Source organism: Pseudoalteromonas sp. NBT06-2 (assembly GCF_002276045.1).
Classification (GTDB): Bacteria; Pseudomonadota; Gammaproteobacteria; order Enterobacterales; family Alteromonadaceae; genus Pseudoalteromonas.
This window is the reverse complement of record NZ_NQMR01000006.1, coordinates 70382-84509: the sequence shown is the minus strand read 5'-3', so window position 1 is coordinate 84509 and position 14128 is coordinate 70382. Positions and strand designations below refer to the sequence as shown.

The 14128-nt window shown below is 34.0% G+C and carries 9 protein-coding genes; 6 read left to right on the top strand and 3 right to left on the bottom strand.

Annotation, left to right across the window (positions count from 1 at the left end):
* Positions 1 to 2: 2 nt before the first annotated feature.
* From CJF42_RS02660 to CJF42_RS02645, 4 genes are read left to right on the top strand one after another with little or no spacing between them, the layout of a single operon-like run.
* Positions 3 to 1229, top strand: a complete 1227-nt coding sequence (locus CJF42_RS02660; RefSeq protein WP_095365194.1) for an efflux RND transporter periplasmic adaptor subunit — start codon at positions 3 to 5, stop codon at positions 1227 to 1229.
* Between the two features lie 20 nt (positions 1230 to 1249).
* Positions 1250 to 1954 carry an ABC transporter ATP-binding protein gene (locus CJF42_RS02655; RefSeq protein WP_095365193.1) on the top strand — a complete coding sequence of 235 codons (705 nt, stop codon included), beginning with the start codon at positions 1250 to 1252 and terminating at the stop codon, positions 1952 to 1954.
* Complete coding sequence (locus tag CJF42_RS02650) at positions 1954 to 4341, top strand: ABC transporter permease (protein ID WP_170940449.1); 2388 nt, start codon at positions 1954 to 1956, stop codon at positions 4339 to 4341. The genes CJF42_RS02655 and CJF42_RS02650 overlap by 1 nt, the downstream gene beginning before the upstream one ends.
* On the top strand, positions 4334 to 6691 hold the full coding sequence (locus CJF42_RS02645; RefSeq protein ID WP_095365191.1) for an alpha/beta hydrolase family protein: 2358 nt from the start codon (positions 4334 to 4336) through the stop codon (positions 6689 to 6691). The genes CJF42_RS02650 and CJF42_RS02645 overlap by 8 nt, the downstream gene beginning before the upstream one ends.
* Here CJF42_RS02645 and CJF42_RS02640 read toward each other — a convergent pair.
* Entirely contained in the window at positions 6688 to 7557 is an 870-nt protein-coding gene (locus CJF42_RS02640; RefSeq protein WP_095365190.1) for a LysR substrate-binding domain-containing protein, read from the bottom strand. The two genes, CJF42_RS02645 and CJF42_RS02640, sit on opposite strands and share 4 nt — an antisense overlap.
* A 217-nt stretch (positions 7558 to 7774) precedes the next feature.
* Between CJF42_RS02640 and CJF42_RS02635 the strand changes: the two genes are divergently transcribed.
* Together CJF42_RS02635 and fghA are read left to right on the top strand one after the other, a co-directional pair.
* Entirely contained in the window at positions 7775 to 8905 is a 1131-nt protein-coding gene (locus CJF42_RS02635) for an S-(hydroxymethyl)glutathione dehydrogenase/class III alcohol dehydrogenase (protein ID WP_095365189.1), read from the top strand.
* Between the two features lie 163 nt (positions 8906 to 9068).
* Complete coding sequence (fghA, locus tag CJF42_RS02630; protein ID WP_095365188.1) at positions 9069 to 9905, top strand: S-formylglutathione hydrolase; 837 nt, start codon at positions 9069 to 9071, stop codon at positions 9903 to 9905.
* Positions 9906 to 9961: 56 nt separating this feature from the next.
* On the opposite strand, the gene glmU is transcribed toward fghA, so the two are convergent.
* Positions 9962 to 11320, bottom strand: coding sequence for a bifunctional UDP-N-acetylglucosamine diphosphorylase/glucosamine-1-phosphate N-acetyltransferase GlmU (glmU, locus tag CJF42_RS02625; RefSeq protein WP_095365187.1), 1359 nt, complete (start codon positions 11318 to 11320; stop codon positions 9962 to 9964).
* A 398-nt stretch (positions 11321 to 11718) separates the two neighbouring features.
* Positions 11719 to 14037 carry a methyl-accepting chemotaxis protein gene (locus tag CJF42_RS02620; RefSeq protein ID WP_095365186.1) on the bottom strand — a complete coding sequence of 773 codons (2319 nt, stop codon included), beginning with the start codon at positions 14035 to 14037 and terminating at the stop codon, positions 11719 to 11721.
* Positions 14038 to 14128: the final 91 nt, after the last annotated feature.

Genomic DNA, 14128 nt, shown 5'->3' with positions numbered 1-14128 from the left:
TAATGAAAATAAATTCAAAAAATATATACAAAGGATTAATCGGTTTATCAGTACTCATGATTATTTCTGGTTGGCAACTCGGTTATGCCGATAATGCTCATATAATTTCACGTGATGCTATTAGTATTGATAAAGTTCAAAATGGTGATTTTTCGATAAAAATTGAAGGATATGGTTTATTACAGTCAATCAATAAACGTTTACTCACAGCAACCAGTAATGCAGTTGTAGATGAAATAAAATTAAAAGCAGGCGCAGTTGTTAAGCATGATACGGTTATTTTAACACTTAAAAATCCAGAGCTTGAAGGAAAGTTACGTCAAGCACTTGCGAAATTAAAAAACACAAAAACTCAAAAACGACAGATCGTACTACAACAACAAAGAGAAATGCTTGATAGCGAATCTCACCTATCTGAGTTACAAGCTCAAGTTGAAATAGCGATGTTACAAGTTGAAGCCGAAAGAACTTTAGCAAAATCGGGTATCGTTTCTGGTATTAACGCAAAGAAAAATGAATTAAAAGCCAAACAATTAGTTAACCGAGTTCAGTTAGAAAAATCGAAAATAGCCAAACTCGTTTCGATGCAAAATGAAGCGATATCAATTCAAGAGGACTTAATAGCTCAATCAAGTGAAGAGTTTGAAGTAGCAAAACTGATGGTCGAACAACTATCGGTAACAGCTGGTATAAATGGCGTTATTCAACGGTTTCCCTTAAATTTAGGCCAAACGGTCACCATAGGAACCGAACTAGCGCTAATTGGTAGCTTATCCCCATTAATTGCAGAAATAAAAGTACCTCAAATTCAGGCCCATTTAGTCAGAGCAGGTATGCAATCTGAAATCCAAACATTAAATAATCAAATTTCAGGGCAAGTTGTCCGTATTGATCCCGTTATAAACGAGGGCGCAGTACAAATAGATATCAAACTTGTAACCGATAAGCTTAATGGTATTAAACCAATGCAACAGGTCGATGCCACTATTTTTTCTCAAGTACAAAAGAATACAAACTATATCAAAACACCAACTGGGGTAAATGAAAACAGTACTGTGATGCTATTTAAGTTAACTGATGATAATAAAGCCAGCCAAGTAGAAGTTCAATTTGGTAAAACTTCGGGTCAACTGATTCAAATTATTTCAGGTCTTAAAGCTGGCGATAAAGTTATTACCTCTCGACTCGATTTAGAAACCAACATAAAACAAATAAAAATTGGTAGTTAATACTAAGAAAAGGCATTGCAATGAATACTGAAATATTAAAAATTAACAAAATGACAAAATCCTTTTCTTCTTGTGATCAAGTAACTCAAGTATTAAAAGGTATTAGCTTTACAATTTATGATGGCGAGTTTGTATCTATATCAGGCCCTTCGGGTTGTGGTAAATCAACCTTACTTAATATTATGGGGTTACTCGATACCCCACAAACTGGTGAATACTATATAGATGGTTTACTTGTCTCAGAGATGAATGCATCTCAAAGAGCGCAAATAAGGGGAAATAGGATAGGTTTTGTTTTTCAATCATTTAATTTAATTGATGAAATATCTATTTTAGATAATGTAGCATTACCATTAAAGTATAGAGGGGCATCAATACAAGCCCGTCACGCCCGCGCTTTAGAATGTTTAGATAAAGTAGGTCTATCTGATAAGGCTAATTTATTTCCTAACCAGATTTCAGGAGGCCAACAACAACGAGTATCAATTGCCAGGGCTTTAGCGGGGGATTCTGGCATTATGTTAGTAGATGAACCAACTGGTAATTTAGACTCAAAAAATGGTGATGCGATTATGTCACTGCTTCAAGAGTTAAACCAACAAGGTACAACCATTGTTTTAGTGACTCATGATCCTAGATATGCCGATATGGCTTCTCGTAGCATAAAACTAAAAGACGGCTTAATTGTACCTGATGAAAAAATTGAGGTTGCTACAGCATGTTAATGAAAACAGCCTTACAAACATTTAAGCGTGCAAAACAATATTATTTAACAACCGTAATAACCTTAGCCCTTACATTATCCATGGTATTAAGTGCGTTTAGTTTAGTTGATTTAGTATTTTTTTCTCCTTTACCTTATAAAAATAGTGATAATATTTTTTTATTGGAAGGTACTTTAGAGTCGAAAAGTTACTCTGGACCTGGTACAAACTCACAAATAATAGAATATATAAAAAGTAATAATACTGTATTTTCTGATGTAGCGACTTACCACCAATGGTCTAACTATAAATTATTTGATAATCAAAAAAGGCCTGAAGTAAATGTAATTTTAGCATCAAGTAATTTATTTGAAATACTCGGTGTTCAAGCTCAATTAGGTCGCTTATTTAGCGATAAAGAAAGTTTAGGTAATAAACAAACATCTATCATCCTAGGGTATCGCACTTGGCAACAAGAATATAACGCAGACAAAAACATTATCGGTAGAAAAATCCAATTAAATCAAAGACGGTTTACAGTTATTGGTGTTGCACCAGATAATTTAGTTTTACCACAATTAAGTAATATAAACTCAGCCTTTTGGATCCCTATCGATATGGATGAAACTTTTGACCCTAAAACGGCTAATGGTTTTATGGGTGCCTTTAAAGGTATCGCTATAGCAGAGCTGAATCAATTAGATAATGCCAAAGAACAAATTAAAACGTTGTCTGATACTGCTGCACAATTATATGCTCCAAATGTATTAAAAGACTTTAAGATAAGTGCACAATTGACTGATTTTAATTCTGCTTTAAAAGGTGATAGCGGTAATATTGTATTAATGTTATTACTCGGTGTATCCCTGTTAATGCTCATTGCTTTAATTAATTTATCAAGTATGCAATTAGCTAAAGCAGTAACAAAAATAAAGTCTATTGCTATTAGCTTTGCTTTTGGTGCCACTAACAAGCAATTGATTATTGAATCGTTTAAACATAATACGATTGTTATCAGTATTTCAGTAATATTTGCGCTGATTCTTACGCAAACAAGTTTTGAAATCATCCAGCAACTTGCCTCAAACTCTATTCAAAGATTAGATACTTTAGCTATTAGTTTTAATACCATTTTAGTTTCGGCTTTATTAACTATATTAATTGCCTTGTTATACTCCTATATTGAATTGAGTGTCGTTAAAGAGAAAAACTTAACTGATAGCTTACAAAGTAGTGGTAAAGGCACTGGTAAACAAATAAGTTCAGGCGTAAGCCATAGTCTAATAGGTCTGCAAATTTTATTTTCTTTTTTAGTTTTAGTTTCTGCTAGTCATGTTGTTTTAGATACTTTGTCAGAAGCTTTAAGAGATTCTGGTATCGATACTGAAAATAAATGGTCATTAACTATAAATTACGCCAATATCAAAAACTCAGAAGAGCGTATCAATTTACATAAATCGATAATAAATCAGCTTTCGAATTTAGATTCTATAAATAGTGTTACTGTAACATCGGAATCTAGATTGCCAGAGTCACTTAATGTAAACCAAGTTTATGATGAAAATAACCAATATATTGCACAAGCTAGAAAAATTTTAATTGGTCATGATTATTTACACCAACTCGGTATTACGGTGGATGGTAAGAAGTTTAGCAAAGGTGACAGAGAACTAAATAACTACCCTATATTAGTAAACCAACGATTAGCTGATATTTTAGCGACTAACAATCAGGAAGTAATAGCACAAAAAATCAGTTTAGATGGAAAGACGCAACACAAAATTATTGGTGTAACTAGTAATATAAATGTACCTGGGAGCCAAGAAGACGAGACTTATGAAATTTATATTCCCAAAAGCTATTCAGGTTGGCGTCAATACTCTTACTTAATTACAACACATGAACCATTATTAGTTGAGCAACAAATAATAAACAACATAACTGAAATAGATAGTAGATTAGATATCAATCGCTTAGCATCTTTAACACAACTTTTTGATGAAAAAAGAAAACATCACCTTACCGCTGCTTGGATTTCAATTGTTTTAGCAAGTGTTTCTCTACTGATGGTATGTATTGGTATCAATGGTATTGTAAATTACCTAGTACAAGTTCGCCGTTATACATTAGGCGTAAAACTAGCTATGGGAGCAGATAATCATCGTTTACTTAAAGACAGTATCATTGAATTAATGCAGCCGATATCAATGAGTTTGATACTAGCCTTTTCAATCTGCTTTTTAGTGGTTGGTTATAGTATTTCCAATCCTAACTTTACGCTACCTGTTAATTGGGGACTTATTCTTAGTATATGGGTTGGATTGTTCATTATTTCTTTGATAGTTAGTTACTTTCCCATTCAAAAAACTTTAAAACAAGATCCTATTAAGGCATTAAGAAATGAATAATCTATCCGTTTTAATTTTATGTTTTTATATTTCAGTATTCTCAGTAAATTTAAGTGCAATTGAGCCTCATAACTGGAATAAATTATTGGATAGTTCTAACGAACAATATTTAGTTTTATCACCAGATGATGAACAAACTTTATTATTTCATCAAGTCAATTACCCTTCGATTGAAACGCTTTCAGAAGGGAGAGAAGCCTTAGGAGGTCTTGAGTTTTATTCTCAAAATACAAATTCACCTAAAAATGAAATATATAGTCACCTTACTTTAGTTAATGCTAATAATGAGCAATCAATTATCAAGCCTAAATTAGGTGTTATATTAGACTTTAACTGGTCACCAAACTCAAAATTAATTGCTTTATTAGTTCATTACAATCATAAAACAACGTTATGGTTGTACGATATTCAACTCCAAATATTACAAGAATTAAATAATAAAAACCTATCAACCAGAATTGGTGGTCGACATTTACGCTGGTTGCCAGATAATAAGACAATATTAGTAAAACAGGCAATAAATCAATTTCTACCACCTCTTAAAAATTCATTAAAACCAAAAATTGAATCTACCGAACTTCAAAAAATACAAGGAAGAACTTACACTCACTTATTAAATGATAAAATCAAACAACAAAGATTTAAGTCATTTACAGATTCAGAATTAATAAGCATTAATATAAAAGGAAAAGTTAAAACTTTAGGTCATATTAGTATGGTTGATGACTTTTATGTTTCACCCAATGGGCAATATCTTTTAATTTCAAGTTTACCAGCTAAACTATCAACTTTAGTTCCATATAAAAAATGGGGACGCCACTATAACATTCTCAATTTAACAACAAATATATCAAGCTCTCCATTACCTCAGTTAAAAGATAAATATAAACTTAAAAAAGATAGTGTACCTATAGGATCTCGAAGTGTTCAATGGCTACCATTTGAATCAGCAACTATCTCATGGGTTGAAGCTGTTGATGGAGGTGATATGACTAAAGATTTAGCTATTCATGATAATATATACAAATTGTCTTTCCCATTTAATGGACAAAAAGATTTAATACTATCAACTAAATGGCGCTACTATGATATCTACTGGAGTAAATCTGGAACTGGAGTATTACAACAATGGCGATACAAAGATAAACAAGCTTTAACCCAATTAATTCATTATTCAGACTTAAACAGTGTTAAAACATTATCACAAAGAGATTATCGTGATAAATACCAAGATATTGGAGATCCATATAGTGATAGAACCTCGATGGGTAATAGAGTTTTAGTTGAGGACGAACTCAGTAATATATTTTTTATGTCACTAGGTCAAAGTAAAACAGGTGTAACACCTTATGTAGATTCATATAATAAAACCGAGCAAAATCGCGTTTTTACTAGCAAAGGCAGCTATTTAGAAGTCCCTATAAAAATCACACCAAATGCATTGATTATAAAAAAAGAAGCACCTGATAATCCACCACAATATATACGTTTAACAGGCAAACAAAAAAAATATGCTTCTGTCATTTATACTGATAACAGCCAAATGCAATTCAGACACAAGCCTGAGTTAATTAATTACCAAAGAGATGATGGTTTAAACTTACAAGGCACGTTACATTTACCAAATAGTTATAATTCAAAACCAGATAAAAAATACCCTGCTGTTTTATGGATCTACCCTAAGGCTTTTAAAAATAAGAAATTAAGCGAACAAAACACGATAGCAACGAATCAGTTTAGAAAATTTAACCCTAATGGTCCTTTAGTTTTTTTACATGATAATATTGCTGTTTTTGAATCACCTTCTATGCCAATAGTGGCTGAAAATAATGGACAACCAAACGATCAATTTATAGAACAGTTAATCATGAATGCTCAAGCAGCTGTAATAGCTTTAGAAAAAACTGGAAAAATTGATGTTCAACACCTTGCTATTATGGGTCATTCTTATGGTGCCTTTGCTGTAACTAATTTGCTTGCGCATACGGACTTATTTAAAGCTGGAATAGCTAAGAGCGGAGCCTATAATCGCACTCTAACCCCCTTTGGATTTCAAGGTGAAAAACGTAATTTATGGCAGGCAAAGAAAAACTATTTAGATATCTCTCCATTTTTATTTGCTGATAAAATAAATGAACCTTTATTATTGGTTCATGGTGAAAATGATTTAAATACTGGAACTTATCCCATTCAATCTAAGCGAATGTACCAAGCTTTAGTGGCTAACAATAAAACAGCAAAATTAATCATGCTCCCTTTTGAAGGTCATAATTACAAAGCTAAAGAAAATTTAAATCAAGTTCTTATTCAACAATCCAATTGGTTAAAACAGTGGTTAAAAATAAATTAAACCAATATTTTAGCCAAATAATCCACCAGCAGGCGTACTTTGGGTGATAAATGTCTATTTTGCGGATAGAGCGCCCAAATGCCTTCTTCTGGTTCTTGATAATTTTCTAAAATTGAAACCAGGTCACCAGATTTTAAATCTTCTCCTATGTAGTAATCAGGCAGTTTTATTAGCCCTATACCTTGTATCGCAGCATCTCTTAAAGCATAACCACTATTACAAGTTAATGATCCTGAAACTCGAATTAATTTTTCTTTATTTGATTCTATAAAACGCCAATGATCTGTATTGCCTACTAAACAGTTGTGTTGTTTTAATTCAGATAATGAGTGAGGAATGCCAAATTGTTCAAGATAATGTGGTGAAGCACATACATATTGGGTTCGGCTAGTGAGCCGTTTAGCCATCATGCTGGAGTCGTCTAAATTACCTAAACGTATTGCTAAGTCAAATCCGCCTTCGACTAAATCAACTGTTTGGTTACTTAATACCATGATGACTTCTATTTCTGGGTATTGCGCCATAAAATCTATGACTAATGGCATGATATATTTTTCGCCATATGTTACAGGGGCTGTGAGTTTAACCAATCCTTGTGGTGCATTGCGTAAATTACTAATAGCGCGTTCGGCATCTTCAAGCCCAGTCATCACTTGGCGACAATGCCGATAATAAACAGCGCCTTCTTCAGTTAAAGACACTTTGCGTGTTGTGCGATAAAAAAGTTTGGTATTAAGGCGGTTCTCTAATGCACTTACCTGACGACTTACTTGTGCTGTCGATATACCTAATATTTTAGACGCACCTGTAAAACTAGATGTTTGTGCCACAGATACAAATTCTGATACGCCTTCCCATAAAAACATAACTCACCCAGATATCATTTACTATCGATTATTACTATATGGTAAAAGTAATTTGTATTTAAAGCTAATTATCATTTTAATAATAAACAAAGTAGAATTCACTCCATCGAAATAAACGACATAAATGATTCGTCGTTATTTAAATTAACTTCTACAGTATTACGCAGAAAGTTAAATATATTAATTTTAGGCCTTGAGCCTCATTGGAGAAAATAGAATGACTGATAAATTTATTAAATCTAAAGCTGCTGTTGCTTGGGGCCCAAATCAGCCTCTTAAAATTGAAGAAGTTGATGTAATGCTGCCTCGCAAAGGCGAAGTATTAGTTAAAATAGTCGCAACTGGCGTATGTCATACAGATGCATTTACTTTATCAGGTGATGATCCAGAAGGTATTTTCCCTTCAATTTTAGGTCACGAAGGTGGCGGTATTGTTGAACAAATTGGCGAAGGCGTAACGAGTGTTGCTGTAGGCGACCATGTTATTCCGCTTTACACGGCAGAATGTGGCGAATGTAAGTTCTGTACTTCAGGTAAAACAAACTTGTGTCAGGCAGTACGTGAAACGCAAGGTAAAGGTCTAATGCCAGATGGCACTACACGCTTTTATAAAGACGGCCAACCAATTTTCCATTACATGGGTTGCTCTACTTTTTCTGAATACACTGTATTACCAGAAATTTCATTAGCAAAAGTAAGTAAAGAAGCACCTTTAGAAGAAGTGTGTTTATTAGGTTGTGGTGTTACAACAGGCATGGGTGCGGTACTTAATACTGCAAAAGTAGAAAAAGGTGATACTGTTGCCATATTTGGTTTAGGTGGCATTGGTTTATCTGCCATTATCGGTGCAAAAATGGCCGGTGCAAGTCGTATTATTGGTGTTGATATCAACGAAACTAAATATGAACTAGCTAAAAAATTAGGTGCTACAGATTGCATCAATCCAAAAGATTTTGATAAGCCAATTCAAGATGTCATTGTAGAAATGACTGATGGCGGCGTTGATTACTCTTTTGAGTGTATCGGTAATGTTGATGTGATGCGATCTGCTCTTGAATGTTGTCATAAAGGTTGGGGGGAATCTATCATTATTGGAGTTGCAGGTGCTGGTCAAGAGATCTCAACACGCCCATTCCAACTAGTGACTGGTCGTGTATGGCGAGGTAGTGCATTTGGTGGTGTTAAAGGTCGCTCTGAGTTACCAGAAATAGTTAATCGCTACATGGATGGTGAGTTTGCCCTAGATGACTTTATTACACATACAATGTCACTTGAAAACATTAACGAGGCGTTCGACCTTATGCATGCAGGTAAAAGCATCCGTACGGTGATTCACTTAGATAAGTAAGTTTCATTTTACCTATCAACTAAGATCTCAATGACAGAAATGTGATTAAGGACTTAGTTGATATAAAATCTAGATCTTCGATAAAACACTTCGGAGATAACATAAGCTATTTTAAAGCTATTAATACCCCCATCTAAATTTCAATCTTTCAGAGGTTTAAAGCATGCCGTTAAATAATATCAGTTCCAATAAAGTCTTTGATGGTTGGAATAAACAATATACTCACACTTCTACTAGCTTAAATTGCGAAATGCGTTTTGCTATTTATTTACCACCACAAATAGCACAAGGTCAAAAAGTACCTGTTTTATATTGGTTATCAGGTTTAACCTGTACTGACGAAAACTTTATGCATAAAGCTGGTGCACAACGTATAGCAGCTGAACTAGGTATGGCAATTGTGGCACCAGATACAAGCCCTAGAGGTGAAAGTGTTGCTGATGATGAAGGTTATGATTTTGGACAAGGTGCTGGTTTTTATGTAAACGCCACGCAAGCACCGTGGAATCGTCATTATCATATGTCTGATTATGTAGTGAATGAGCTACCTAAATTAATTGAAGCGCATTTTCCGGTAACACAACAGCGTGCAATTAGCGGTCACTCAATGGGTGGACACGGTGCGCTTACAATTGCTTTAAAAAATCCTAAAAACTTTAGTTCTGTTTCAGCCTTTAGCCCGATTGCTAACCCAATTAATTGTCCTTGGGGCCAAAAAGCCTTTACAGGTTACTTAGGTAAAGATAAAAAAACTTGGCAAGAATACGATACTACGATGTTAATGCAAAAAACTGAAGCTAAACTACCTATGCTGGTGGATCAAGGCTCTGAAGATAACTTTTTAGTTGAACAGCTAAAACCTGAAGCCTTAACTGAAGTCGCTAACAAAGTTGATTACCCGCTAGAACTAAGAATGCAGCCAGGTTTTGATCATAGCTACTTTTTTATCGCCAGCTTTATTGAAGACCATTTACGTTTTCATGCAAAACACTTTGCTTAGATAAATAGATATAAAAGCAGGTTTAATTGAACCTGCTTTTATACATTGATAGTAATTTATTTTTTAACTGGGCGTTTCCAACCGTCTAAATTACGTTGTTTACCACGGGCAATTGCTAACTGGTTATCACCAACGGTACCAGTTATAACTGAGCCAGCACCAACAGTCGCTAATTTGCCAATTTCAACTGGTGCCACTAAAGATGAATTTGAACCAATAAAGGCACCATCTTTAATAATGGTTTTAGATTTATTTACACCATCATAATTACAAGTAATTGTACCGGCACCTACATTTACTTTTTTACCAATTTCGGCATCACCTAGATAGCTAAAATGATTCGCTTTTGAACCTTCACCTAAAACTGATTTTTTCATCTCAACAAAGTTACCTATATGAGAGTTAGTTTCCATCACTGCACCTGGGCGTAATCTAGCAAACGGCCCTAAAGTACACGCAGCACCGACAACAGCATCTTCAATTAAAGTATTCGCTTTAATTACAGCGCCATCACCAACGTCACAGTTTTTAAGTACACAGTTAGGACCAATTTTAACATTATCACCAAGTGTCACTTTACCTTCAAAAATCACATTCACGTCAATAATAATATCTTGCCCTGTTGTCACTTCTCCACGTACATCAATACGAGTAGGATCAGCTAAACTAGCGCCATTTAACATTAACTCTTGCACTTGCCAAGATTGATAAGCACGTTCTAACACAGCAAGTTGCACGCGATTATTAGCACCTTCAACTTCCATTTTATCTTCAGGTTGCGCTGATGTGATTTCTACACCATCTTGCTTTGCCATCGCAACAATATCTGTCAAATAATACTCGCCTTGAGAGTTATTATTAGATAAACGACCTAACCAAGATTTTAATAAACCACCATTTACAGCCATTATGCCAGTATTTATTTCAGTGATTTTAAGTTGTTCTGGTGACGCATCTTTTTGCTCAACAATGCCAACTAATTTACCATTTTCACGGATCATGCGACCGTAGCCGGAAGGGTTCACTAAATCCACAGTCAAAACAGCTAACCCTCGTTCCGGTAATGCTGTTAAAAGCTTTTCGAGTGTTTCTTGCTTTGTTAAAGGCACATCACCATATAAAATTAAAACGGTATCTTCATCTGCAATAAAACCTTTAGCTGCCGCAACTGCATGACCGGTTCCTAACTGGTCTTCTTGTAATACCCAGTTTAAGTTTTCTGTTTTAATAGAGTCTTTAAGTAGTTCACCACCATGACCATAAACTAAATTAGTTTTTGTAGCACCCAGCGCTTGAGCTTTATCAATTACATGCTGAACCATAGGTTTGCCAGCAATAGGATGAAGTACTTTAGGTAAAGCAGAGCGCATGCGCGTACCTTTACCTGCAGCTAAAATAACGGTAGTCAGAGACATTAAAACAATTTCCTTCTTTCTTTGTTTTATATTACTAATTTAATTGGTTGTTTTACACATTTTAATTCCAAAGCCATATTTATGGCTGTTGCTCATTACCTTTATCCAAATCCATTGGCATAAAGATAGCACTGGATAAATATTAATTTTGAAGTTAAAAGTAAAATATAGCGGAGTATTTTAACGTTTATTTAAACTATTTATAAGTAAAAATTGAGTTATGTGTTCAACTCTCTGATCTAAACAATAGATAAGTAATTATAAAGAATGAAAAGCCAAAGTTATAGAAGTTGGTCAACTTACATTTTTCATCTTTTATGAATTACTTATCTTTAATTATTTAATAATATATATTTCTACCACAAAGAGAACTTAAACAAAGTTACTAAGCAAGTTTGTTAAGCTATTTTAAAACGTCCAACTAACGAAGATAAATTTGTGGCGTAATTATTTAGCTCTTCTGAAGATGCTTTAACTTGCTCTGTAATAGCAGCATTTGATTGCGCATATTCATCAATAAAACAAATGCTTTCATTAACAGAGTCAGCAGCAAATTTTTGTTGATTTGCCGCTGTTGCGATTGTGGCATTCATTTGAGATAAGGTTTCTATCACATCCGACACATCTGTTAATTTATTTCTAACCTGTGAAACTAAGTCTATACCTGATTGCGCCATAGATGCTGCATAATCCATGGAGCTAACAGCTTTTTCTGCCGCCGACTCCAATGCATTAATTCTATTTTGTACTTCGATGGTACTTTGCTGGGTTCTTGCTGCTAAGCTTCTCACTTCATCAGCAACAACAGAAAAACCCCTACCATGTTCTCCGGCCCTAGCAGCTTCTATTGCTGCATTTAGCGCCAGTAAGTTGGTTTGATCTGCAATCTCATCAATCACTTTTAAAATTGTTTTAATTTCTTCAACTTCGTTGCTTAATAATGAAATCACACCTGAAGCCGATTCCACACCAAGCACTAATTTATCTATCTGTAAACGTGCCTCTTCCGCAAAATCTGCACTTTGTTTAGAAATAGTATCAGCTTCTTCAGAAGTGCGAGAAGATTGATCTGTATTATTAGCAACTTCCTTGATAGACATATGAAACTCTTCTACAGCAGCTGCGACCATTTCAGTTTGCATTTTCTGTTGAGAAGCAGCATCCATAGCAACTAACGTACTACTTTTTAATTGAGTTGAAGAATAGTCCATACATTCTGACGTTTGCTTTAATTCGATAACTAAATCTTTAATGAATTCGTTAAATACATTAAAAGCTTTTCCTAACTCTCCAATTTCATCATCTCGTTTTGCTTCTTCTAATTGCTGTGTTAAATCAGCACCACCAGTAGCAATGCTCTTTAAATTTACAATTAAGTGATTTAACGGCTTAGTTAAACTTCGCGCAAAATAGAGCCCTATTATTAGTGCGACAAACACAATAGCAACTGTAATATACAGTGAAATATTTAGCATTTTAGTTTCTAATAAATAAGCTTGTGCAAGAGCCTCTGCTTTATCTATTTCACTTAATATCACCCAATTATGACCGCCCACTTTTATAGGTGCGTAAGCAGAAAAGACTGGCTCACCTCTATAATCTACATACTCTTCAAAGCCTGAGTTTCCTTTTAATCCGTTATCCACGCCTTTATTACTTATTTTTTGTAAACCAATAGAAGTGCCCTTGGCATCAATAATATTAGCTTCAACCACTTGTCCACTTTGTTTTAAAGATCGAATATATCCAGCTTTATTTTCTATCAAAAATCGACTTTGATTGCGCATAGTTTGATCACTACCTACAAGATAAGTTTCACCAGATAAACCAAAGCCGACTTCAAACCATTTCTCATTACTTGTCATAATGGCATTTATATTATTTATTGGCATTTGAAAAATTAGCACCGCAATTTTGTGTCCATTTTCAAAAATAGGCGACGCAATAAATGCCGCAGGATCTTGATAAGAAGGTAAGTAAGGTGAAAAGTCTGTTTGAAATACTTGCTCAGAATTATTGAAAGCATTGGCTTTTCTAAACGCATTCGCTATTGCTGTTTCTGCATACGGACCTGATAGTAATGATGTAGCAAAATCAGATTCTTTAAATACTGAATAAACAATATGGCCAGTATTGGGTTCAACTATGAAAATGTCATAAAAACCAAATTTAGTTAAATAATCTCTAAATGTACTATGGTATTTTTCATGGGTTTTAGAATAGAGTGAATTATCATCTGATGTTAATAACGCATCTTTTTCACCTAAAGGGTTAGGGTTTTTAGCGATATAAAAATCCTGCCAATGCAATGCTTCCTCTGACATACCATTTATAATTTTTGATGGATTTACATCTTCATTTTGGTTCCTTTTTTTAAATTCATGATTAAATTCGTTAAAATAAAAAGATCTTAATTCTGGAGTGATTTTTGATATATCTAAATTAATATTATAGAAATTTTGACTAAAAAGTTTTGCCGCTTCTATCACCATAAGATTATTTGAAAAGGTATTTACTTGGTTTTCTATGTTTTTAAAATAACCTTCTATTTGCTGTTTTTTTTGCTCTCTTGATGCAATTAAAGCGCGTTTTTGTTCTTGCTCTAACGAAGTGAATAAACTTTCTATTGAGGTTTTACTTAAAATACTGGCTAATAATATGAGTGGTAAAATAGCCATGATTGACATCATTGATAATAGTTTTGTCCTAATTTTCATAACATCTATCCCTGTCCATGTTTACTTTTTAATTAAAGTTACGTCGAAAGTATGGTTCTAAAAGGGGGAATGTCAAAAAGGATATAATGAA

Bases quoted from the DNA above. Each gene is read 5' to 3' on its own strand.
- CJF42_RS02640 (WP_095365190.1), bottom strand. From the start codon at position 7,557: ATGTTTTTATGGGAAGGCGTATCAGAATTTGTATCTGTGGCACAAACA.
- glmU (WP_095365187.1), bottom strand. From the start codon at position 11,320: ATGTCTCTGACTACCGTTATTTTAGCTGCAGGTAAAGGTACGCGCATG.
- fghA (WP_095365188.1), top strand. From the start codon at position 9,069: ATGCCGTTAAATAATATCAGTTCCAATAAAGTCTTTGATGGTTGGAAT.
- CJF42_RS02635 (WP_095365189.1), top strand. From the start codon at position 7,775: ATGACTGATAAATTTATTAAATCTAAAGCTGCTGTTGCTTGGGGCCCA.
- CJF42_RS02655 (WP_095365193.1), top strand. From the start codon at position 1,250: ATGAATACTGAAATATTAAAAATTAACAAAATGACAAAATCCTTTTCT.
- CJF42_RS02650 (WP_170940449.1), top strand. From the start codon at position 1,954: ATGAAAACAGCCTTACAAACATTTAAGCGTGCAAAACAATATTATTTA.
- CJF42_RS02645 (WP_095365191.1), top strand. From the start codon at position 4,334: ATGAATAATCTATCCGTTTTAATTTTATGTTTTTATATTTCAGTATTC.
- CJF42_RS02660 (WP_095365194.1), top strand. From the start codon at position 3: ATGAAAATAAATTCAAAAAATATATACAAAGGATTAATCGGTTTATCA.
- CJF42_RS02620 (WP_095365186.1), bottom strand. From the start codon at position 14,037: ATGAAAATTAGGACAAAACTATTATCAATGATGTCAATCATGGCTATT.